At 70.0% G+C, this 21,646-nt stretch carries 24 protein-coding genes; 14 read left to right on the top strand and 10 right to left on the bottom strand.

Annotation, left to right across the window (positions count from 1 at the left end; genetic code table 11):
• The first annotated feature begins 12 nt into the window (after window positions 1-12).
• The gene (locus C8E96_RS28210; protein ID WP_091383289.1) at window positions 13-321 is read left to right on the top strand and encodes a hypothetical protein; all 309 of its coding nucleotides are present in this window, start codon (window positions 13-15) and stop codon (window positions 319-321) included.
• Window position 322: 1 nt separating this feature from the next.
• Here the strand turns inward: C8E96_RS28210 and C8E96_RS28205 are convergent, their stop codons facing one another.
• From C8E96_RS28205 to mptB, 4 genes are all read right to left on the bottom strand, one after another.
• Window positions 323-1,282, bottom strand: a complete 960-nt coding sequence (locus tag C8E96_RS28205; protein ID WP_228770269.1) for a COX15/CtaA family protein — start codon at window positions 1,280-1,282, stop codon at window positions 323-325.
• 229 nt (window positions 1,283-1,511) lie between these two features.
• Window positions 1,512-2,228: an ABC transporter permease gene (locus C8E96_RS28200; RefSeq protein ID WP_091383330.1), complete on the bottom strand. Its 717-nt coding sequence runs from the start codon at window positions 2,226-2,228 to the stop codon at window positions 1,512-1,514.
• Window positions 2,229-2,287: 59 nt separating this feature from the next.
• On the bottom strand, window positions 2,288-3,214 hold the full coding sequence (locus tag C8E96_RS28195; RefSeq protein ID WP_091383331.1) for an ABC transporter ATP-binding protein: 927 nt from the start codon (window positions 3,212-3,214) through the stop codon (window positions 2,288-2,290).
• A gap of 11 nt (window positions 3,215-3,225) precedes the next feature.
• A complete protein-coding gene (gene mptB, locus C8E96_RS28190) occupies window positions 3,226-4,821 on the bottom strand; it encodes a polyprenol phosphomannose-dependent alpha 1,6 mannosyltransferase MptB (RefSeq protein WP_228770270.1) in 1,596 nt (531 codons plus the stop codon).
• A gap of 341 nt (window positions 4,822-5,162) precedes the next feature.
• Here mptB and C8E96_RS28185 point away from each other — a divergent pair, with 341 nt between their 5' ends.
• The 9 genes from C8E96_RS28185 to C8E96_RS28145 all read left to right on the top strand — a co-directional run bounded on the left by C8E96_RS28185 (window position 5,163) and on the right by C8E96_RS28145 (window position 12,318).
• A complete protein-coding gene (locus tag C8E96_RS28185) occupies window positions 5,163-5,906 on the top strand; it encodes a helix-turn-helix transcriptional regulator (RefSeq protein WP_091383291.1) in 744 nt (247 codons plus the stop codon).
• Complete coding sequence (sufB, locus tag C8E96_RS28180) at window positions 5,903-7,345, top strand: Fe-S cluster assembly protein SufB (protein ID WP_091383292.1); 1,443 nt, start codon at window positions 5,903-5,905, stop codon at window positions 7,343-7,345. The genes C8E96_RS28185 and sufB overlap by 4 nt, the downstream gene beginning before the upstream one ends.
• A complete protein-coding gene (gene sufD, locus C8E96_RS28175; protein WP_091383293.1) occupies window positions 7,346-8,509 on the top strand; it encodes a Fe-S cluster assembly protein SufD in 1,164 nt (387 codons plus the stop codon).
• Window positions 8,506-8,820 (top strand): non-heme iron oxygenase ferredoxin subunit, encoded by a 315-nt coding sequence (locus C8E96_RS28170; protein ID WP_091383294.1) that lies wholly within the window; start codon window positions 8,506-8,508, stop codon window positions 8,818-8,820. The genes sufD and C8E96_RS28170 overlap by 4 nt, the downstream gene beginning before the upstream one ends.
• A 15-nt stretch (window positions 8,821-8,835) precedes the next feature.
• Window positions 8,836-9,609, top strand: coding sequence for a Fe-S cluster assembly ATPase SufC (gene sufC, locus C8E96_RS28165; RefSeq protein WP_091383295.1), 774 nt, complete (start codon window positions 8,836-8,838; stop codon window positions 9,607-9,609).
• 37 nt (window positions 9,610-9,646) lie between these two features.
• Window positions 9,647-10,903 carry a cysteine desulfurase gene (locus C8E96_RS28160; protein WP_091383296.1) on the top strand — a complete coding sequence of 419 codons (1,257 nt, stop codon included), beginning with the start codon at window positions 9,647-9,649 and terminating at the stop codon, window positions 10,901-10,903.
• Complete coding sequence (gene sufU, locus C8E96_RS28155) at window positions 10,903-11,352, top strand: Fe-S cluster assembly sulfur transfer protein SufU (protein ID WP_091383297.1); 450 nt, start codon at window positions 10,903-10,905, stop codon at window positions 11,350-11,352. The genes C8E96_RS28160 and sufU overlap by 1 nt, the downstream gene beginning before the upstream one ends.
• Complete coding sequence (locus C8E96_RS28150) at window positions 11,349-11,726, top strand: metal-sulfur cluster assembly factor (protein ID WP_091383298.1); 378 nt, start codon at window positions 11,349-11,351, stop codon at window positions 11,724-11,726. Before sufU ends, C8E96_RS28150 begins: the two co-directional genes overlap by 4 nt.
• A gap of 268 nt (window positions 11,727-11,994) precedes the next feature.
• The gene (locus tag C8E96_RS28145; protein WP_133794844.1) at window positions 11,995-12,318 is read left to right on the top strand and encodes a DUF6355 family natural product biosynthesis protein; all 324 of its coding nucleotides are present in this window, start codon (window positions 11,995-11,997) and stop codon (window positions 12,316-12,318) included.
• Between the two features lie 64 nt (window positions 12,319-12,382).
• Here the strand turns inward: C8E96_RS28145 and C8E96_RS28140 are convergent, their stop codons facing one another.
• The 4 genes from C8E96_RS28140 to C8E96_RS28125 all read right to left on the bottom strand — a co-directional run bounded on the left by C8E96_RS28140 (window position 12,383) and on the right by C8E96_RS28125 (window position 15,765).
• Entirely contained in the window at window positions 12,383-13,384 is a 1,002-nt protein-coding gene (locus tag C8E96_RS28140; RefSeq protein ID WP_091383300.1) for an aldo/keto reductase, read from the bottom strand.
• A 78-nt stretch (window positions 13,385-13,462) separates the two neighbouring features.
• Window positions 13,463-14,146, bottom strand: coding sequence for an HNH endonuclease family protein (locus C8E96_RS28135; RefSeq protein ID WP_091383301.1), 684 nt, complete (start codon window positions 14,144-14,146; stop codon window positions 13,463-13,465).
• A gap of 91 nt (window positions 14,147-14,237) precedes the next feature.
• Window positions 14,238-14,894: a peptidylprolyl isomerase gene (locus C8E96_RS28130; protein WP_091383302.1), complete on the bottom strand. Its 657-nt coding sequence runs from the start codon at window positions 14,892-14,894 to the stop codon at window positions 14,238-14,240.
• A 55-nt stretch (window positions 14,895-14,949) separates the two neighbouring features.
• Window positions 14,950-15,765 carry a patatin-like phospholipase family protein gene (locus tag C8E96_RS28125; RefSeq protein ID WP_091383303.1) on the bottom strand — a complete coding sequence of 272 codons (816 nt, stop codon included), beginning with the start codon at window positions 15,763-15,765 and terminating at the stop codon, window positions 14,950-14,952.
• A gap of 310 nt (window positions 15,766-16,075) precedes the next feature.
• Here C8E96_RS28125 and C8E96_RS28120 point away from each other — a divergent pair, with 310 nt between their 5' ends.
• The 3 genes from C8E96_RS28120 to C8E96_RS28110 all read left to right on the top strand — a co-directional run bounded on the left by C8E96_RS28120 (window position 16,076) and on the right by C8E96_RS28110 (window position 19,912).
• A complete protein-coding gene (locus tag C8E96_RS28120; protein ID WP_166658140.1) occupies window positions 16,076-17,539 on the top strand; it encodes an MSCRAMM family protein in 1,464 nt (487 codons plus the stop codon).
• Between the two features lie 6 nt (window positions 17,540-17,545).
• Entirely contained in the window at window positions 17,546-18,253 is a 708-nt protein-coding gene (locus C8E96_RS28115) for a class F sortase (protein ID WP_091383304.1), read from the top strand.
• A gap of 69 nt (window positions 18,254-18,322) precedes the next feature.
• Window positions 18,323-19,912 carry a flavin monoamine oxidase family protein gene (locus C8E96_RS28110; protein ID WP_091383305.1) on the top strand — a complete coding sequence of 530 codons (1,590 nt, stop codon included), beginning with the start codon at window positions 18,323-18,325 and terminating at the stop codon, window positions 19,910-19,912.
• A gap of 19 nt (window positions 19,913-19,931) precedes the next feature.
• Here the strand turns inward: C8E96_RS28110 and C8E96_RS28105 are convergent, their stop codons facing one another.
• Entirely contained in the window at window positions 19,932-20,345 is a 414-nt protein-coding gene (locus C8E96_RS28105; RefSeq protein WP_091383306.1) for a winged helix-turn-helix transcriptional regulator, read from the bottom strand.
• Between the two features lie 121 nt (window positions 20,346-20,466).
• Between C8E96_RS28105 and C8E96_RS28100 the strand changes: the two genes are divergently transcribed.
• Window positions 20,467-21,408, top strand: coding sequence for an MBL fold metallo-hydrolase (locus C8E96_RS28100; RefSeq protein ID WP_091383307.1), 942 nt, complete (start codon window positions 20,467-20,469; stop codon window positions 21,406-21,408).
• On the opposite strand, the gene C8E96_RS28095 is transcribed toward C8E96_RS28100, so the two are convergent.
• On the bottom strand, window positions 21,327-21,611 hold the full coding sequence (locus tag C8E96_RS28095) for a hypothetical protein (RefSeq protein ID WP_091383308.1): 285 nt from the start codon (window positions 21,609-21,611) through the stop codon (window positions 21,327-21,329). The genes C8E96_RS28100 and C8E96_RS28095 overlap by 82 nt on opposite strands.
• Window positions 21,612-21,646 lie beyond the last annotated feature (35 nt).

The following is a 21,646-nucleotide window of genomic DNA, read 5'->3' as shown; positions in this document are numbered from 1 at the left end:
TAAGCTCGGTCCGTGGCTGACGAGAACACCGAACCCCAGGTCCCCGCCCAGGCCCTCAAGGCCGCCACCGCGTTCGTCGCGGAGCATGGCAAGCCGAGCCGGGCCGTTGTCCAGAACATCGGGCGCAAGGGCGCCCGCGTCGTGCTCGTCGGCGACGACGGCGCGATGGGCGACGTGATCGTGCCCGGACCCGCCGCGGGGGAGGCCCTCGTCGCGAAGATCGAGGGCCTCGAACTCTCGGAGTGGGACCGCGAGACCGTCGAGGCCACCAAGATCGGCGCCGGTCACCGGCGCAAGATGGCCGCCAGGGCCCGAGGCTGAGCTAGACCGCGACGGCCCGTGCCTCGCCCGTCTCGGCGGGGGAGCGCGGGTAGTCGCGGGTCGCGCACCACAGGCTCGCGGTGGCCACGATGACCGCCATCGCCCCGAGCACGTGCAGCGACACCAGCATCTCCGGCACACCGGTCCAGAACTGGACGAACCCCAGCGAGCCCTGCGCGAGCACGACGGCGACCAGGGCGTAGAACCGGCGCCACAGCGAGCGGTCCGCGCGCGAGTGCAGCAGGAACCCGACCGCGAGCACCATGCCGAGGTAGACGAACAGGAACGCGGCGTGCACGTGCGCAAGCGTCTCCACCGGCAGCCCCAGCCGCGGCGTCTGCGGGTCGCCCGCGTGCGGGCCCGCGCCGGTGACCATCGTGCCGACCACGAGCAGCCCGGCGAGCACGACCACCGTGGCGGTCAGCAGCCCGCGCAGACCGGCGGGCCCGCGGACGACCCGCGGCCCGTCACCCTCGTCGACCGCGTGCACGAGCAGCACCGCCAGCCACACCATCACGGCCGAGACCATGAAGTGCACCGCCACGGTCCACCACAGCAAGTCCAGCCGCACGGTCGCGCCGCCGATGACCGCCTGCAGGAGCACGCCGAGCGGCATGATCAGCGCCAGCCGCAGGTAGCGGCGGCGGTGCGGGCGGTCCAGGTAGGCCAGGAAGAACGCGGCGATGGCGATGAAGCCGACGACGCCGGTCAGCATCCGGTTGCCGAACTCGATCCACTGGTGCAGGGCCGCGAACTCCGGGTGCTCGACCGGCACCATGCTGCCCGGGTGGCACTGCGGCCACGTCGTGCAGCCCAGCCCCGACCCGGTCACCCGGACCACCGACCCGGTGACGGCGATCAGCGCCTGCGTGACGACGACAGCGATCGCGACGGCCCGCTGGGCGCGGACACTGGGCGCGGGCAGGCGGTCGATCCGGTCCTTCAACGATTGCGGCAGCACGCGACGATGGTAGGCGGGCGCCCCTGAGAGCGCGTTCGCGGCCGGTCGCCGATGTGGCCGGACTCCCATCGTGCGCTGAACGGGGAGATCCTCGGCGAGGTTCGCCGTTCATACCCACGCAGTGATCATGAGCTACTACACTGAGTCGTCAGAGGCGAACTCCCCCATCGCCTCTCTTGGCTGTCGCCGGCCCGGTCGCGTCCCCCCTCGACCAGGGCCGGCGGCAGCGCTAAACGAGTTTGGTGGTGCGGGTGGCCAGCAGCGCGGCGCCGCCGCCCCAGCCCGCGAGGATCGCGAACACCGACCAGTCCGGCACCTTGCCGTCGACCAACGCCGTTGTCAGGCCCTCGGTCAGGGCGGCGCTCGGCAGGAGTCGGACGACCGTCGCCATGCCGTCGGGCAGCGAGTCGGCGGCGACGATGATGCCGCCCGCCAGCAGCAGCACGAACCACACGATGTTGGCCAGCGCCAGCACGACCTCGGCCTTCAACGCGCCCCCGAGCAGGACGCCGAGTGCCCCGAAGGCCACCGTGCCCAGCACCACGAGCAGCACCGTCCACACCAGACCGGAAGACGACGGCGACCAGCCCAGCAGCGCCGCCGTCAGTGCCAGCAGCGCCAACTGCAGGATCACCACGCCCAACGCCGCGAGCACCCGGCCCGCGACCAGCAGCCAGCGCGGCAGCGCCGTCGCGGCCAGCCGCTTGAGGACGCCGTAGCGGCGGTCGAAGCCCAAGGCGATCGCCTGGCCGGTGAAGGCCGACGACATGACCGCGAGGGCGAAGATCCGGGGCGTCACCGAGTCGACCCGGGGCTCGGGCATCTCGATGATCTTCAGCACGCTCAGGCCCACCAGCAGCGCCAGCGGGATCAGCACCGTCAGCAGGACCTGTTCGCCGTTGCGCAGGGTCAGCATCGCCTCGGTGCGCGCGTGCGTGAGCAGCATCCGCAGCGGCTTGCCCGCCCCCGGCGCGGGCGTGAAGGTGCCGGGCTCGAATCGTGCGGTCACGAGCGCAGCTCCCGTCCGGTCAGGTCGAGGAAGACGTCCTCCAGGCTGCGCCTGCCCACCTGCAGCTCCTGGGCGAGGACGCCCTGCTGCGCGCACCACGACGTCACCGTCGAGACGACCTGCGGATCGACCGTGCCCGTCACCAGGTACTGCCCCGCCATCGGCTCGCTCACCCGGCACCCCTGGGGCAGCGCGGCCAGCAGCAGCGTGGTGTCCAGTCCGGACTTGGCCCGGAACTTCAGGTGCTGCTCGTCGGCGCCCTGCTCGGTCAGCTCACGCGGGCTGCCCTGGGCCACCACCCGGCCGTGGTCGATGATCACCACCTGGTCGGCGAGCGCCTCGGCTTCCTCCATCAGGTGCGTGGTCAGCAGGACGCTCACGCCGTCGGCGCGCAGGGCGGCCACCAGTTCCCAGACCAGCCTGCGGGCCTGCGGGTCCATCCCGGCTGTCGGTTCGTCGAGGAACACCAGCTCGGGCCTGCCGATGAGCGCGCACGCCAGCGACAGCCGCTGCTGCTGCCCGCCCGAGAGGCGCTTGTACGGGGTCCGGGTCGCGCCCGCGAGGCCCAGGATGTCGAGCAGCCAGGCCGGGTCGAGGGGGTTGGCCGCGCAGGCCGCCACCAGGGTGAGCATCTCGTCGACCCGCACGCCGGGGTAGGCGCCGCCGCCCTGGGGCATCACGCCGATCCGGGGGCGCAGCTTGTCGCCGTCGGTGGCGGGGTCGAGGCCCAGCACGCGCACCGAACCGCCGTCGCGGCGCAGGAAGCCCTCGCAGATCTCGATGCTGGTGGTCTTGCCCGCGCCGTTGGGTCCGAGCAGGGCCAGCACGGAACCACGGTCCACGGTGAACCCGATGCCGTCGACGGCAGGGGTGGACCCGTAACTCTTGGCCAGGTCGGACACCTCGACGGCGGGCGCACTCACGAGGCGAAAGCCTAAGGCGTGCCGGCGGTCACGCGGCGGGCGGGAGGCCACGGCAGGTGCCGCCACACCACGGCGACCGCGGCCAGGGTGGTGATCGCGGCGGCGAGGTAGGCGTAGGGGAGCACGAAGATGTGTCCGTCGAAGGTCCCCCCGGTCGGCGCCAGCACCACCGCGAGTCCCGCGCTGATCACCATCGCCGCCGTGCGGAACCGGGTGTTGCCCGCCGCGGCGGCCAGCGGGAGCGCCGCCCACAACAGGTACCAGGCGTGCACGGCCGCGCCGAACACCAGCACCGCGCCCAGTGCGACGCCGAGGCCGGTCAGCGGCCGCAGCTTCCACCGGAAGCTGTCGAGCAGCAGCTTCGCCGCGATCAGCGGGCCGATGATGGCGCCGAACAGCCGTGCCACGGTGATGGCCGCGTCGGTGTGGTTGCCCAGGCCCATCAGAATGCCGAGGCCACCCGCGCCGAACCCGAGTGCGGTCATCGGGGCGAGCCAGCTCTTGATGGTCGACGCGGTGTTCAGCGTGCTGACCCAGCCGTAGCCCAGGCCGCTGCCGAACGAACAGGCGGTGAGCACGACCAGGAACACCACCCCCAGCCCGCCCGCGACCTGGAACAGGTGTTTCCACGTGCCGCCCATCCGCCGGGCGATCATCACTCCGAGGAAGCCCAAGGCCAGCGCCGCCGGGATCTTCACCGCCGCGCCGAGGGTGATCACCGCGCCGCCGATGGCGTACCAGGCCAGCTCGCCGCGCTGCCACGGCGGGAAGGGGCCGTCCGGGGTCACCTTCGCCATCCTGGTCAGCGCCAGCTCGAACCCGACCAGCATCAAACCGATCGCCAGCGCCTCGTTGTGCACGCCCACGACCAGGTGGAACAGCACCAGTGGGTTGGCCGCGCCCAGCCACAGGGCGCTCACCGGGCTGACCCCGAAGCGCTTGGCCAGCCGGGGGAGCGACCACACGATCATCGCCAGGCCGATCAGCGCCAGCAGCCGGTGCAGGGCGACACCGTGCACGACGTGGTCGCCGGTGAGCCAGTTGATGGCCTTGCCGAGCGTGAGGAAGAGGGGACCGTACGGCGACGGCGTCTCCCGCCAGATCGTCGGCACACCCTGGGTGAGCGGGTGTTCGACACCGAGTGCCTGCGCCGGGCCGAGCGTGTACGGGTCCATGCCGCGGGCCACGATCTCGCTCTGCGCGAGGTAGCTGTAGACGTCGCGGCTGAAGCTGGGGACGGTGAACACCAGCGGCGCGATCCACATCACCAGCGTCCGGGCCATCTGCGGCACCGACACGACGCGCTCGCGGCCGGGGCGCGACAGCGTGCCCAGCGCGATCCAGGCCACCACGATCATGAACACGCCGGTGAAGCCGATGGCCAGCGACACCGTGGTCATTCGCATGAACAGGTTGAACACCGGGAGCCGGATCACCGGGTTGAACACCGGAGCGGCCCCCGCGCCCAGCGAGCCCACGGCGAGTAGCAGGGCGCCTACCGTGCCGAACCGGCGCACGACGTCGAGCTGCTTGCGCTCCACCGCGTTGAGCGCGCCCGCCTCGTTGTCGGACACCCGCACGCGCCGCCCCGTCTCTGCCGTCACCACGCCGAAGAGCCTATCCACCCCCATCCACCCCCCAAGCCCGGTTCACCCCAACCCGCGAGTCGCCCCTCCAGGCAAGTGAGTCGCCCCTCCCGGCAAGCGAGTGCGACATTCAGGCAACCGAGTTCGACGTTCGCCCTCACCCATCGACATTCGGACACTGGGGTTCGCCTTATCCGGCCCCGCCTCAATGTCGAAGTCACTTGCCCGAATGTCGCACTCGCTTGCCGGGAGGGGCGACTCACCTGCTGGAAGGGGCGACTCGCGGGGGCTGTGGGGTGAGGGTGGTCACCGGAAGGCACCCCACCTTTGCCCCCGCGTCGGAAATAAGACACACTTGTGTTGTGAAAAAGACCGCCCCCGCTCCGCGGGCCCCTGAGGAGACCACCGGTCTCGCTGGGGTCGGACAGCAGGACGGCCGCACCCGCGTTGGTGTGGCCCGCCTGCTGCTGGAGCAGGGACCGATCTCGGCCGTCGCGGTCGCCGAGGCGCTGGGGCTCAGCCCCGCCGCCGTCCGCAGGCACCTCGACGCCCTGGTGGCCGACGGGGAGGCCTACACCCGTGAGGCCCCGCGCCTGGGCCACCGCGGCCGCGGCCGCCCGGCCAAGCTCTTCCTGCTCACCGAGTCGGGCCGGTCCCGGTTCGGCCACGCCTACGACGACCTGGCCATCTCCGCCCTGCGCTTCCTCGCCGAGAGCGGGGGAGAGCAGGCGGTCCGCGCGTTCGCGGAGCGCCGGATGGGCACCCTGGTCGACCGTCACCGCGCCGCCATCACCTCGGTCGAGGACCCGGCGGAGCGGGCACGGGCCCTGGCCGTCGCGCTGACCCGCGAGGGTTACGCTGCGTCGACACGAAGTGTCGGCGCCGGGGAGCAGCTCTGCCAGCACCACTGCCCCGTCGCGCACGTCGCGGCGGAGTTCCCCCAGCTGTGCGAGGTCGAGACGGCGGCGTTCGCCGCGCTTCTCGGCACCCACGTGCAGCGCCTGGCGACGATCGCGAACGGCGACGCCGCGTGCACTACGCACGTGCCGCTCCAGTCCTCAGGCAAGACCGCTTCACCCGTTCCGCATGGAGGGAAGTCCCTATGACTGCCGCTGCCGAGCAGCGCACCACCACGCAGCTCACCCAGGAAGAGACCATCGACTCCCTGGGTCGCTACGAATTCGGCTGGGCCGACAAGGACGTCGCGGGCGCAGCCGCCCAGCGCGGCCTGTCGGAGGCCGTGGTCCGGGACATCTCGGCCAAGAAGAGCGAACCCGAGTGGATGCTCGAGTCCCGGCTCAAGGGTCTGCGGCTCTTCGACCGCAAGCCCATGCCGAGCTGGGGCGCCGACCTGTCGGGGATCGACTTCGACAACATCAAGTACTTCGTGCGGTCCACGGAGAAGCAGGCCCAGTCCTGGGAAGACCTGCCCGAGGACATCAAGAACACCTACGACAAGCTGGGCATCCCGGAGGCCGAGAAGGCCCGCCTGGTGTCCGGTGTCGCCGCGCAGTACGAGTCCGAAGTGGTCTATCACAAGATCAACGAGGAGCTCGAGAAGCAGGGTGTCATCTTCCTCGACACCGACACCGCGCTCAAGGAGCACCCGGAGCTGTTCGCCGAGTACTACGGCTCGGTGATCCCGCACGGGGACAACAAGTTCTCCGCGCTCAACGGCGCCGTGTGGTCGGGTGGCTCGTTCATCTACGTGCCCAAGGGCGTCCACGTCGAGATCCCGCTGCAGGCCTACTTCCGGATCAACACCGAGAACATGGGCCAGTTCGAGCGCACGCTGATCATCGTCGACGAGGGTGCCTACGTGCACTACGTCGAGGGTTGCACCGCGCCGATCTACTCCTCGGACTCGCTGCACTCCGCGGTCGTGGAGATCATCGTGAAGAAGGGCGGCCGCTGCCGCTACACGACCATCCAGAACTGGTCGAACAACGTCTACAACCTGGTCACCAAGCGCGCCAAGGCCGAAGAGGGCGCGACCATGGAGTGGATCGACGGCAACATCGGCTCCAAGGTCACCATGAAGTACCCGGCCGTCTACCTGATGGGCGAGCACGCCCACGGTGAGGTCCTGTCCATCGCCTTCGCCGGCGAGGGCCAGCACCAGGACGCGGGCGCCAAGATGGTCCACCTCGCGCCGCACACGACCTCGAAGATCGAGTCGAAGTCGGTGGCGCGCGGCGGTGGCCGCACGTCCTACCGCGGCCTGGTCCAGTTCAACAAGCGGGCGCACCACTCGAAGTCCACGGTCAAGTGCGACGCGCTGCTGGTCGACACGATCAGCCGCTCCGACACCTACCCGTACGTCGACATCCGCGAGGACGACGTGCAGATGGGCCACGAGGCCACGGTGTCGAAGGTCAGCGACGACCAGCTGTTCTACCTGATGTCGCGCGGCCTGTCCGAGGACGAGGCCATGGCGATGATCGTGCGCGGGTTCGTCGAGCCCATCGCGCGTGAGCTGCCCATGGAGTACGCGCTCGAACTGAACCGCCTGATCGAACTGCAGATGGAAGGGGCCGTCGGCTAAATGACTGCCGCTGTTGAAAGCCCACGCTCCGAGAGCGGAGCGCGGGTTCCCGAGGCATCGCGTGCCGACTGGTTCTCCTCCTACGACGTCAACGCGTTCGAGGTGCCCACCGGCCGCGAGGAGATTTGGCGCTTCACGCCGATGAAGCGGCTCGCCGGCCTGCACGAGGGTGCGCAGGCCACCGGTGCCGCGACGGTCGAGATCGACGCGCCCGGCGAGTTCACCGTCGAGACGGTCGCCCGTGGCGACAAGCGGCTCGGCGAGGCGGGCACGCCTGCCGACCGGGTCGCCGCCCAGGCGTTCAGCTCGTTCGCCGAGGCCACGATCCTGACCGCGGCGAAGGAGCAGCGCGCGTCCGCGCCGACGACCGTCAAGGTCACCGGACCGGGCGAGGGCAAGCTCGCCTACGGCCACCTGCAGATCCGCGCCGAGCTGTACGCCGAGGCCGTCGTGGTCATCGACCACCGCGGTTCCGGTGTGTACGCCGACAACGTGGAGTTCGTCCTCGCCGAGGGGTCGAAGCTCACCGTGGTGTCCATTCAGGACTGGGCCGACGACGCGGTGCACGTCTCCGCGCAGCACGCCAAGATCGGCAAGGACGCGGTGCTCAAGCACACCGTCGTCACCCTTGGTGGAGACCTGGTCCGCGTGTCCCCGACGGCGTCGTTCGCCGAGCGGGGCGGGGAAGTCGACCTCACCGGTCTGTACTTCGCCGACGCCGGGCAGCACTTCGAGCACCGGACCTTTGTGGACCACGCGCAGCCGAACTGCACGTCGAACGTGACGTACAAGGGCGCGCTGCAGGGCGAGGGCGCGCACACCGTGTGGATCGGCGATGTGCTGATCCGCGTGGCCGCCGAGGGCACCCAGACCTACGAGCTCAACCGGAACCTCCTGCTGACCGACGGCGCGCGCGCCGACTCGGTGCCGAACCTGGAGATCGAGACCGGCGAGATCGCCGGGGCGGGCCACGCCAGCGCGACCGGCCGCTTCGACGACGAGCAGCTGTTCTACTTGCAGGCGCGGGGAATCCCGGAGGACCAGGCCCGGCGCCTGGTCGTGCGCGGCTTCTTCCACGAGCTGCTGATGAAGATCACCGTTCCCGAGGTGCGCGAGCGCCTCGAGGCGGCGATCGAGGCCGAACTGGAAGCAGTCGGGGTATGAGTCGCGCTTGTGCACTGTCCGATCTGGACGACGGCAAACCGCACGCCGTCGAGGTCGATGATGTCTCCGTGGTGCTGGTGCGCCAGGGCGACGAGGTGCACGCGTTGCGCGACGAGTGCTCGCACGCCGAACTGGCACTGTCCGAAGGGGAGCTGACCCGCAAGGGTCTGGAGTGCTGGCTGCACGGGTCGTGTTTCGACCTGCGCACCGGCGCCCCTTCGGCTCCGCCCGCGACCGAACCTGTCGACGTCTATGCCGTGACGATCGTCGACGGCGACGTCCATGTGGACGTCACTACCACCACGAACTGAAGGAAACCGCACGACATGGCCACGCTGGAGATCAAGGACCTGCACGTTTCGGTCAGCACCGACGAAGGTCCCAAGGAGATCCTCAAGGGCGTCGACCTGACCATCAAGGCAGGCGAGACCCACGCGATCATGGGCCCCAACGGGTCCGGCAAGTCCACTCTGTCCTACGCGATCGCCGGTCACCCCAAGTACCAGGTGACCTCGGGCACGATCACGCTCGACGGCGAGGACGTCCTGGCCATGAGCGTGGACGAGCGCGCCCGCGCGGGCCTGTTCCTGGCCATGCAGTACCCGGTCGAGGTCCCCGGCGTGTCGATGTCGAACTTCCTGCGCACCGCGGCCACCGCCGTGCGCGGCGAGGCGCCGAAGCTGCGCACCTGGGTCAAGGAGGTCAAGGCCGCCATGGGCGAGCTGGACATCGACCCGGCCTTCGCCGAGCGCAGCGTCAACGAGGGTTTCTCCGGCGGCGAGAAGAAGCGCCACGAGATCCTGCAGCTCGCGCTGCTCGACCCGAAGATCGCCATCCTCGACGAGACCGACTCCGGCCTCGACGTCGACGCCCTGCGCGTCGTGTCCGAGGGTGTCAACCGGTTCCAGGCCTCCGGCGAGCACGGCGTCCTGCTGATCACGCACTACACCCGCATCCTGCGCCACATCACGCCCGACTTCGTGCACGTCTTCGCGGCGGGCAAGATCGTCGAGTCCGGCGGCAAGGAGCTGGCCGACCAGCTCGAGGCCGAGGGCTACGTGAAATACGCGGGCATCCAGGAAGCCGCGACCACTTCCTGACGTTGCACAGGACAGAAACCACGGAGAGGGGTGTCAGGTGACCGGCCACGGGTTTGACGTCGAGCAGGTCCGCAAGGACTTCCCGATCCTGCAGCGGAAACTCGCCGAGGACAGGCCGCTGGTCTACCTCGACAGCGCGAACACGTCGCAGAAGCCGCAGTCGGTGATCGACACGCTCACCGAGCACTACGAGCGGCACAACGCCAACGTGGCCCGCGCCGTGCACCAGCTCGGCGAGGAGTCCACGGCGGCGTTCGAGGGCGCCCGCGACAAGATCGCGGCGTTCATCGGCGCTCCCAGCCGCGACGAGATCATCTTCACCCGGGGCATCACCGAGGCGATCAACCTGGTCGCCAACGTGCTGGCCTGGGCCGATGAGCCGTACCGGGTGGGTCCCGGCGACGAGGTCGTCGTCACCGAGATGGAGCACCACTCCAACATCGTGCCGTGGCAGCTGCTCACGCAGCGGACCGGCGCGACGCTGAAGTGGTTCGGCATCACCGACGACGGCAGGCTCGACCTGTCGAACATCGACGAGCTGATCACCGAGCGCACCAAGGTCGTCTCGCTCGTGCATGTGTCGAACATGCTGGGCACGATCAACCCGGTCGCCGAGATCGCCCGCCGGGCCAAGGCTGTCGGCGCGCTGGTCGTGCTCGACGCCGCCCAGGCGGGTCCGCAGCTGCCGTACAACGTGCTCGAGACCGGGGCCGACCTGATCGGCTTCACCGGGCACAAGCTGTTGGGCCCCACCGGCATCGGTGTCCTGTGGGGACGGTCCGAGGTGCTCGCGGCGCTGCCCCCGTTCCACGGCGGCGGCGAGATGATCGAGGACGTCCGGATGGAGCGGTCCACCTACGCTCCGGCTCCGCACAAGTTCGAGGCGGGCACCCCGCCGATCGCGCAGGCCATCGGTCTGGGCGCGGCGATCGACTACCTCAGCGCGCTGGGCATGGAGAACGTGGCCGCGCACGAGCAGGCGATCACCGGCTACGCGCTGGAGCGGATGCTCGAAGTGCCGGGTGTGCGGATTCTCGGGCCGACCGACATGGTCGACCGCGGTGGGGCGATCAGCTTCACCATGGAAGGCCTGCACCCGCACGACATCAGCCAGGTGCTCGACTCGTACGGCATCGCCGTGCGCGGCGGTCACCACTGCGCCAAGCCCGCGCACCGCAGGCTCGGCGCGCAGTCCTCGACCCGGGTGTCGGGTTACCTCTACACCACCGAGGCTGAGATCGACGCGATGATCGAGGGGCTGCACCAGGTCCGCAAGTTCTTCGGGGTGGCGTGATGCAGCTGCAGCAGATGTACCAGGAGATCATCCTGGACCACTACAAGAACCCGCACGGACGCGGTCTGCGCGACCCGTTCGACGCGGAGTCCTTCCAGGTCAACCCGACCTGCGGCGACGAGGTCACCCTGCGGGTGAAGCTCGACGACGGCAAGGTCGCGGACGTGTCGTACGAGGGGCAGGGCTGTTCGATCAGCCAGGCGTCCACGTCGGTGCTGACGGACCTGGTGGTCGGCCGGGACGTGACGGACGCACTGTCCACTATGGACGCGTTCGTGGAGCTGATGCAGGGCCGGGGTCAGGTCGAACCGGATGAAGATGTGCTGGAGGACGGCATCGCCTTCGCGGGTGTGGCCAAGTACCCGGCGCGGGTGAAGTGTGCTCTGCTTGGCTGGATGGCTTTCAAGGACGCGGTTGCCCGTTCGGGCGAAGGAGTGACAGCGCGATGAGCGAAGAAGAAGTCCAGCGCGGCGCCGCCGGGATGCCTGACCAGGCCCCCCGCGCCGACCTGGCCACCTTGGACGACCTCGAAGAAGCCATGCGCGACGTGGTGGACCCCGAGTTGGGGATCAACGTCGTCGACCTTGGCCTGGTGTACGACATCCGGGTCGAGGACGACAACACGGCGACCATCGACATGACCCTGACGTCGGCGGCCTGCCCACTGACCGACGTGATCGAAGACCAGACGCGCGCGGCCCTGACCGGCGGCGGCCTGGTCAACGACTTCCGGATCAACTGGGTCTGGATGCCCCCGTGGGGCCCGGAAAAGATCACCGACGACGGCCGCGAGCAACTCCGCGCGCTCGGATTCACTGTGTAATTGGCGCCGCCTCCGGCAATCCACCCCGCTCGGTCGCGGTGACGTTTCGGGGGTCCCGCACGAACACGACTTCGATGGCGTGTTCGTGCGGGACCCCCGAAACGTCACCATCAAAGCGACCGAGCCGCGCCGGCGAGCCGGCGCTATGTCACAGCCGTTGTTTTCTTTTCACCCTTTCAGGGACTACTCCGCACCCCATTCCCGTGCGACGCTGGAATCTCCTTGGGGGAGGAAATCAACTTCCCCCATGTGACAAGGGGGAAATGAAATGCGTTCATCGGTAAGCCTGCGCCCATTGGCGTCTCTGGCCATCGCCCTGTCCTTTGCAGGACTCGCCGCCGCCCCGGCCGCCGCGGTCGTCGACCAGAACAGTCCTCGGGCCGCGGTCAGCCCGCTGGCCTGCGGTTGGGACCCGGACGGCCCGTCCGGCCGGGCGTACTACAACCACTGCGGCGGGGACTCGTGGGTGTGGATCCGCGTGGAGCGACACCACGGGCTCAGCGGGTACGACGAATGCGTCGGACCGGGCCGCACCTATCTGGGGGATGCGGGAATCATCAAGTTCGCCTGGTACAAGGGTGAGACCTGCTGAATCGAATGAATGGCGGGCCGAATAGCGTTGGGGGCTATTCGGCCCGCCCCTTCGGCATTTCTGATCAGCGCGCCTCATCCAGAATCGCGCGCTGCTCAGCTGACAGCTCCAAGTCCACCGCGGCGATACTCTCGTCCAACTGAGCCACCGAGGACGCGCCGACCAGCGGAATCGCCGGGATGTCGTTGCCGATCATCCACGCCAGCACGACCTGGTTCACGGTCGCTCCTGTCTCCTCGGCCACCTTGCGTGCCGCCGCGAGCCGGGACTGCGTGCCCGGGTGGTCGAAGTCCACGCCAAGCGGCTTGTCCGCGCGGGTGTAGGCGCCGCCGAGCAGCGGCGAGTACGCCACCAGCGCCAAGTCCGGTTCGGTGCGCAGATACGCCCGCAGGTCCGCGCTGAGATACCCCTGGTTGCCGTCGACCGAGCGCCTGCCCGGCAGATCCGTGCGCGGCCGCAGGTAACTGTGCTGGTACTGCAGCACTTCATACCCGGGCAGCCCCGCCGCCGCGGCCGTCGTCCGGGCCCGCTCCACCCGCCAGGCCCAGTGGTTGCTCACCCCGAGCATCCCGACCGATCCCTCCGCGACCAGCTCGGCGAACGCCGCCACGGTCTCGTCCATCGGGGTCACATAGTCCTCGACGTGGGCGTACAGCAAGTCCAAAGTGGACATCCCGAGTGCCTCCGCGCTGCGTGCGGCCGACTCGCGGATCACCTTGGGGGACAGGCCCTCGATGTTCTTCGCCAGCGCCGTGTCGGCGAAGCTGAGGTCGGGGGCGATCGGGCGGCCGCCGAGCTTGGTGGCGATCGTGACCTCGTCGCCCACCCCGCGGCTGCGGCGCCAGCGGCCGAGGAGCGCCTCGCTCTCGCCGCCCTGGGTGCTGCCCACCCAGAACGCGTAGTTGTTCGACGTGTCGATGAACGTGCCGCCCGCCTCGACGAAGCGGTCCAGGATGGCGAACGAGGTCTGCTCGTCGACGGTCGTGCCGAACAGCATGGCACCCAGGCTCAGCACGCTGACGGTGCGGCGGGTTCGCGGGTCCGTGCCGATCGTGCGGTACTTCACGCGGAGATCCTCTCAACTGGCCCGTGTGGTTCCGGGCGTCGAGAGCAGTCAACCTCCTGGAGCGCGCTCCAGGTCAAGTCAGCAGCGGTCGAGCATCTTCCCGAGTTCGGTCTTCTCCGCGGGGTTCACCGACAGCTTGTAGTGGTGCTTGACCGCGATCCAGTTGACCGAGTACCCGCACCAAGTGCTGGTCAGCGGGGGCTTCCAGGTGTCGGGCCCCTGGTCTCCCTTGGCCTGGTTGACGTTGTCGGTCACCGCGATCAGCTGTGGGCGAACCATGTCGTTGGCGAACTCGCGGCGCTGCTCCTTCGACCATTCGCCCGCGCCGCTGCGCCACGCGTTGGCCAGCGGCACCAGGTGGTCGATGTCCACATCGGTAGGTTCGGTCCAGGTCGCGCCGTCGAACGGGCTGACCCAGCGGCCCGACACCACCCGGCAGCGCCCGTCGACCACCACGTCACGGCCGTCGCGCTTCAGCACCGCTTCGCGGGCGTTGCACTGCCCTTCGACGGTGGCCCAGTGGGGAAACGAGTCGCGCGAGTACCCCGCCATCGGTCGGGAGGGGCGAACTTCCAACTCCGCCAACTGGGTCCGGGCGGTGCCGGGATCGTTGGCGGGCGCCATGTCCGCCGGTGTCGCGCCCGCGGGCCGCGACTCCAGCCACCCGACCGCCACCGCGGTCAGACTGAGCAGCACCAACGCGGCCAGCGCCAGCAACAGCCGAGTCCGGAGCGAGATCGCTTTCGACCGAGCTCTTGCCATCCCCCGGGACTCCCTCCGCGCGTCAGCGCGATCTTGGCACGGAGGGAGCCCGCTGATCGTTTCGGGGTGCTTTCGTTATCGGATCGAGGTTTCAGCCGTGCGAACGGCCTACTCGCACGTCGTGGATCACGACCGGATACCGGGGAGCGCCGTCGACCGCGCCGTCCGGATCGATGCCCGCCGCGACGATGCGGTCCATGACCTCGATGCCGCGGATCACGTGTCCCATCACCGTGTACACCGGCCGGATCTTGGCCACCGAGTGCACGATGAACCACTCGCTGCCGTTGGTTCCCGGTCCCTGGTTGCCCATCGCGATGGTGCCGCGCGGGTAGGTCTCCTGGCCGGTGACCTCGTCCGGGAACTTGTAGCCCGGACCGCCTTCCTCGGCGCGGTAGATGTCCCCGCACTGCAGGACACCCAGGCGCGCGCTGTTCGTGAGGCGGAAACACCTGCTGTCGTCATAGAAATCGGCGCGCGCGAGGTGAACGATGTTGTGCACCGCGCAAGGCGCGTTGTCCCGGTCGAGCCGCAGGTCGAGCGTCCCGTAGTTGGTGAAGATGCTGACATCCACGGTCCCGTGCGACTTCGCTTTCGCACGAGGCACGCGCACCGGTCGAGCGGCGGGGTTGTCCGGCGTCGGCGTGAACTCGCACTGAGCGGGCTTGCCAGTCTCCGCGGTAGCGGGCGACGAGACGATCACACCAGCGACAAGTGCCGTGATCACGGCGATCATGGTTCGCTTCATCGGGTCAGGTTAACGACGACCCCCGGGCGTGGCGATCGGCTGTTCGGCGGGGCAATCAGGCCCAGAACGCCGCGACCTGCCCCGCGCACCGTCTTCCCTGGGCTCGACCGGCGCGCGCGGCTGGAGTGCGGGTGGCCGGGTCCAGGGGGTCCGGCTCGAACGCGGCAAGGGTTTGCTCGTCGGGGGTGACGATCTCCATCCGACAGCCCTCGACCGGTTCCCACAGGGCGTCGTCGGTGATCGGGGCGATGACCAGCGCGCGTTCGCAGCCGGCGGCCAGGTCGACGTTGGCCATGGACCGCACGCCGCCGTCGACGTAGCGGGCGTCCCCGATGGTCACCGGCGGCCAGACGCACGGGATGGCGCAACTGGCGGCGACCGCGTCGACGAGGTCCACACCCGAGTCGGGGCCGAAGATCCGGGGCTCGCCGGTGGCCGCGTCCACCGCCACGATCAGGGCACGGTCGGGCCACGCGGTGCTCGGGAGCCGGTTCGCGATGACCGCCCGGCGGACCGGTTCGGGCACCGTGTCCGCCGCGAGGGCGAGCGCCCCGACGCGTCGGCGAAGTTCGGCCGGGTCCGCGGTCTCGGCCATCAGCCTGGCCAAGGTGTCGAGGAACTCCGCGCCGCCCGCGCCGGTCGGGGCCAGCTCACGGTTGTGCGCCGCCGGATCCGCCTGACGCCGGAACAGTTCCTCCAGCGGCAGGCCGCTGCCGAGCTGCGCGGCCACGGTCGAGCCCGCCGACGTGCCGATGGTCAACTCGGCGTCGGTCACGTCCACGCCCGCGTCGGCCAGGCCGGTGAGGATGCCGGTCTCCCAGGCGATGCCCGCCACCCCACCGCCGCCCAGCACCAAGGCTCGCCGCGTCATTCTTGTCATTGTGGTGCGTAAGGCAAGTCACCCGGTTGCGTGCTTCGGTCCGGGGAGCCGAAACGGCCCCGGTTCTCCTCTGCGTGACCGGCCGCCACCCACATGGACGGGGTCGATCCGCCATTCGCAGGTAACGATCATGTGGAAACCGAGAACCAGCCCCGCGGTGCCCACCTGACCCGCCGATCGGAGTCGCCCCGGTGGCGGATTGCCTGCCGGTCCCCGAGAAACCAGGCTCGCGAGGGAATCACCCACCGACGTCAATCAGCGTCGCAGCGTCACGCCGCGGCGGCAAGGAGCCGACATCACCATGGGGCGAACCAATTTCGGCGCCCGGCTGATCGCAGGGGTGGCGAGTGCCTCGCTGCTGGCGGGCGCCCTCCTCGTGAGCGCCGCACCCACCGCCGCGGCGGCCGTGCAGGAAGCTCTGGGGTACAAGACCTCCCCTTCCCAGCCGTACAAGGGCAACCCGGACGCGACGGACTGGTCCGGGTCGTACCTGGTCAACGGGCAGCAAGTGTGGTGCGTGCAGTACGCGTACCTCGCACCCGACACCGACGAGCAGTACCAGCCGGGCGAGACGCTCAAGACCAAGTGGGGAACGGAGCTGAGCCCGGACATCGCGGCCCAGAGCTCCTACCTGCTGCTGCGCTACTCGACCACCAAGAGCCCCGACGAGGCCGCCGCCCTGGCGCACCTGCTGCACTCCTGGACGGCCGCGCCGCAGAACCCCGGCCAGCTCCTGCCGACCAACACCTTCCGCACGATCGCCTACGACGCCCCCTTCCACCTGGCGAAACTGCCCGCGAGCGCCAAGGCCGCCGTCGACCGGCTCAAGGCCGACGCCACCGCCAACCGCGGCCCGTGGACGACGGGCATCACCAAGCCGACCGCGCCGCAGATCATCGGCACCCCCGACAAGTGGACCGTCAAGGTCGCCAACGCCGCGGGCAAGGGCGTGGGCGCGGTGCCGGTCAAGATCACCCTCACCGACGCCCTCGTCGACGGTCGCAAGACGCTCACGCTGCCGATCCCGGAGGCCGGCGGCCCGCTGACGCTCAACGTCACCCCGACCGGCCCCAACCCGAAGGTCGCGATCTCGCTATCGGCTCCGGCCGACAAACCCGTGGTGCGCCAAGCCGTCCAGGTCGACACCCAGCGCGTGGTGAGCACCGGCGGCGAGAAGCAGCTGACCGGCGCCGAGGCCGTCACGGCGGTCACCGCGCCGGGCAAGGTCGCGGTGGCGAAGGTCGACGAGAAGACCGGCAAGGGCATCGCGGGCGTGTCGCTGCGGATCACCGCCGCGGACAAGACCAAGCCCGCCGTGGACCAGGACGGCAAGCCGCTGACCGGCGCGGACGGGACGCCCTCGGTCGTGGTGACCGGCGCCGACGGGACCGCTGCGGTGCCGAATTTGCGCACCCCGCAACAGATCTGTGTCATCGAGGTCGCCGCGCCGCCCGGATACGAGCAGGCGTTCGACCCCGCGGCACCGCCTTCCGCGTGCGGCGAAGTCACCCCGGGGGCGACGCTCACGCTCAAGGTCGCGAACAAACCCAACGTGCCGACGGTGCCCAAGACGATCCCCGCGGGTGACGGCCAGGCCGTCGCGGCGGCGGCGCTGGACGACGGCGGACCGTCGACCGGCCTGCTCGCCGGGCTCGGTGTCCTGGTGCTCGTCGGCGGTGCCCTCGTGGCCCTGCTCCTGCTCCACGGACCGTCGCGCAGGCGCGTCGTGGTCGGCCGGGGCATGCGCCGGGACTGGGGGCGCTGACCCCGGATGGCCCGAAAGAGCTGGTGGCTCGCCCTGCCCGCGGTCGCGGGCGGGGCGGGTCTGTTCGTCGCGGTGGCCTTCGGCGGGGCGGTGACGGTGTCCGGGACCGCGGTCGCGGGACAGCACGAACCGCCACGGCCACAGGCGGTCGCACTCGGCGGTCTCGGCACCGTGCTGCCTGCCGAGCCGCCGCAGGCACCCGCACCCGCGCCCACGACCGCCGCGCCGCCCGCGGCGAGTGCGGCGCCTGTCGAACCGACCGCCGCGCCGGTCGGGCAGCGGCCGGGCACGGTCCGGTTGGCCAGGGGCGGCACGGCGACGCTGGTGCGCAAGGAACTCGGCCCGGACGCGACCCTGCCGGTGCCGAACGGCGTGCGTGAGGCGACGTGGTGGGGTGCCGGTCTGGACGCGGCCACGGGCGCGACGGTGTTCGCCGGGCATGTGGACTGGAAGGGGCAGACCGGTCCCTTCGCCGAACTGTGGAACGCGCGCAACGGTGACCCCGTGTCCGTCGTGGACGCGGCGGGTCGCACGTGGAACTACCGGGTGTCGCGGGTGGAGACCGTCTCGAAGGGCGACCTGCCCGCGCGCGCCGAGGAGTTCTTCGGCCAGAGCGGCGGGCACCGGCTGGTCCTCGTCACCTGCGGTGGCCGCTGGGTGGGCGGAGCCGACGGGTACGAGTCGAACCGGGTGGTGATCGCCACCCAGTTCTAGGAATGTGCGCGACCGGCTCGCCGTGGTCCATCATGTGCAGCCCGTCGACCGCACCCGCAGGAGCCACCCATGTCCGCCGAGGTCACCCGCAGGCATTTGTTGCGCTCCTTGGGTGCCGCCGGTGGGGCGGGGGTGATGTTCGAGGCCATGCGCGCCCTCGGCGTCGCGGGCACGGCTGAGGCGGAGACGGCGAACTACCAGGCGCCCAAGCGCGGCGACTTCATTACGACCGGCCGGGTCGCGCCCAGAGTCGTCATCCTCGGCGCCGGGGTCGCCGGGCTGGCGACGGCCTACGAGTTGGGCAAAGCCGGTTACCAGTGCACGATCCTGGAGGCCAAGGGGCGGGTCGGCGGGCGGAACTGGACGGTCCGCGAGGGCACGGCCGAGACCGACCTCGACGGGCACAGCCAGTACTCGCGGTTCGCCCCCGGCCAGTACTTCAACGCCGGTCCGGCCCGGATCGCCCAGTCGCACGTGACGCTGGACTACTGCCGGGAACTGGGTGTCCCGGTGGAGGCGTTCGTCAACCAGAACGCCAACGCCTATGTGTACAACCAGAACATGCCCGCGCCGACCCGCTTCCGCACGGCGAAGGCCGACATGTACGGCTATGTCTCGGAACTGCTGTCCAAGGCACTCGACCAAGGCGCGCTGGACCAGCGAGTGTCCGCTGTGGACAAAGACCGGCTGCTCACCTTCCTGTCCGACTGGGGCGCGGTCGGCCCGAAGGCCGACGGCTACGCCTACCGCGGCACCGACCGGCGCGGCTACGTCGTCCCGCCGGGCGCGGGGGAGGAGGCGGGTACACCGCTGGGCGCGCCGGACGCGATCAGCGACGTGCTCGCCCGCCAGGTCGGCCGGAACTTCTCCTTCGAGTTCGGCTACGACCAGGCGATGATGATGATGCAGCCGGTCGGTGGCATGGACGCCATCCCGCGTGCGCTGGTCGACGCGGTCGGTGCGGGCAACCTCCGACTGGGCGCCAAGGTCACCCGGGTCGCCGACCGGGCGACCGGCGTCGACGTGGTCTTCAGCGACCGCTACGGCGTCGAATACCTGATCCAGGCCGAGTTCTGCGTGTCGACACTGCCGCCGCACGTGATGGCCCGTGTTCCCACCAACCTGGACCCGCGGGTGGGCGCCGCCCTGCGCTACCCGGTGGCCCTTCCGGTCGGGAAGCTCGGCCTCGAGCAGCGGCGGCGCTGGTGGGAGACCGACCTGAGGATCTACGGCGGCATCACCGCCACCGACCTGGACATCGTCCAGATCTGGTACCCGTCATCAGGTTTCCACACCCAGCGCGGCGTCCTGCTCGGCTACTACAACGTCGGCCCGGACGCCCTCACCTACAGCGCTCTGACCCCGGCGCAGCGAATCGACCGGGCGCTGACCCAGGGGGAACGGGTCCACGGCCCGACCTACCGCGCCGAGTACGCGTCGGGCTTCTCGGTCGCCTGGCACCGCACGCCGCACCTCGAGGCAGGCTGGGTCGAGTGGCCCTCGCGCACGTCGGGTGAGTACGCGCTGCTCAACAGCCCCGCGGGCCACGTCTACTTCGCGGGCGACTGGCTGACTTACGAAATAGCCTGGCAGGCAGGCGCTTTCGCCTCGGCCCGCCGCGCCGTGACCGCCATCCACCAGCGAGTCATGGCAAGCTGAGCCGTCGCTGCGGGTACGGCTACGAAGTCCGCCGGTCATAGGACAGCCGAGCCAGCCGGACTTCGTTCACATATTGCTCAGCCCACTCCCGCACAGCCCGAAGCGGCCCATCGAGGGTCCGCCCCAACTCGGTCAGCTCGTAGTCCACTCGAGGGGGCACCGAAGGGTGCGCGGTCCGCTCGACGAGCCCATCCCGTTCCAGGCTGCGCAACGTCTGGGTCAGCATCTTCTCGCTGATCCCCTCGACCTCGCCGCGAAGTTCGCCGAACCGGCGCGGACCATCGGCCAAGGCGCCGACCAGCAGAGCCGTCCACTTGTCCGCGATCCGGTCGAGCGCCGCCCGAGACGGGCACGGAGCGCTGTACACGTCGGCGGGTTTGCCGTCGGGCAGCAAGGGCGGTCCTGGTGAGCCAGGGCGGGGCCGTCGGGTCATGCATTTGATGCTAACCGACGGAGAGTATTGGACGGCAGAAGGCGTACGCACTTGCAAGTGCGTACTTCCGCCGATCACCCGGGTGATCCAGAGTGAGTGGGACACCACCTCTGGAGGACCCATGATCCACCCCGCCGCCCGTTCTCAGGTCCACATCGGACAGACGAGTGTGACCTATCTGCCCGACGGTCACGCCTGGCTCGACCCGGCCGTCGTCTTCCCCGCGAGCGCCCCGGACGGCTGGGGCGCGCACGCCGAGTACCTAGGGTCGGACGGGCGCTTCCCGGTCAGTATCGGCTCGTTCCTGATCCGCGTCGCCGACCGGGTGATCCTGGTCGACCTGGGGCTGGGCGCGGTCGAGTGGGGAAACGAGGACCTGCGTGCGGACTTCCGCGGTGGCGCCCTGATCTCGTCGCTGGCCGCCGAGGGGCTGACACCGTCCGATGTGGACACCGTCTTCTTTACCCACCTGCACCACGACCACGTCGGCTGGGTCAGCGAGGTCGCGCCCGCCCCCGGCGCCGCTCCCGTCGACCCGGTGGGCCTGACGTTCGGCAAGGCGCGGCACTTGGTGGCGGAAGCGGAGTGGCGGCACTGGGCGGGCACCGACGAGGTGGTCGGGCCGCACCCGGTCGCGGTGATGGCTCCGCTGGCCGACCGCGTCGAGTTCACCGCGGACGGCACGGAGATCGCCCCCGGCGTGCGGGTGCTGGCGACTCCTGGGCACACGCCCGGTCACCAGAGCCTGGTCGTCACCGACCCGTCAGGCGCGGACGGGCGTCGGCTGGTGGTGCTCGGCGACGTCATGCACTGCCAGGTCCAGGTTGCCGAGAGCCACTGGGCCTTCGTCTTCGACGTCGACCCCGACCAGGGTGTGCGGACACGCGCCGACCTGCTCCGCGAGGTCGGCGACGGCAACACGATCGTGGCAGGCGGTCACTTCGCGGAGAACGTCTTCGGGAGGGTCGGAGCGGGGTGGGATCAGACGGTGAACCGGCAGTTGCCAAGGTGGTCGACTTCGGCGTGGGAGTCGTTGAACCACACGCCGTCGTCACCGAGGTAGCGGAACGTCAGGGTCGTCCCCTCCGCGACCTCGACCGTCGTCGACAGGGTGCCGTTGCTGCGCCTGCGCAGTTCGTGGCGGCCCGGCTCCCACTCGTTGAAGTTGCCGACCACCGACGCCTTGGCGATCCCCGGCAGGTCGTCCTGGGCCAGCGCGAACGTCACGCGCTGGTGGCCATCGGCCGCGCGCTTAACTCGGATCATCGAACACCTCTCGGCTCTCCGACACCTGTCGCTGA

The sequence above is a fragment of the Actinokineospora alba genome (assembly GCF_004362515.1).
Lineage (GTDB): Bacteria > Actinomycetota > Actinomycetes > Mycobacteriales > Pseudonocardiaceae > Actinokineospora > Actinokineospora alba.
This window is presented reverse-complemented; position numbering and strand designations above follow the sequence as displayed.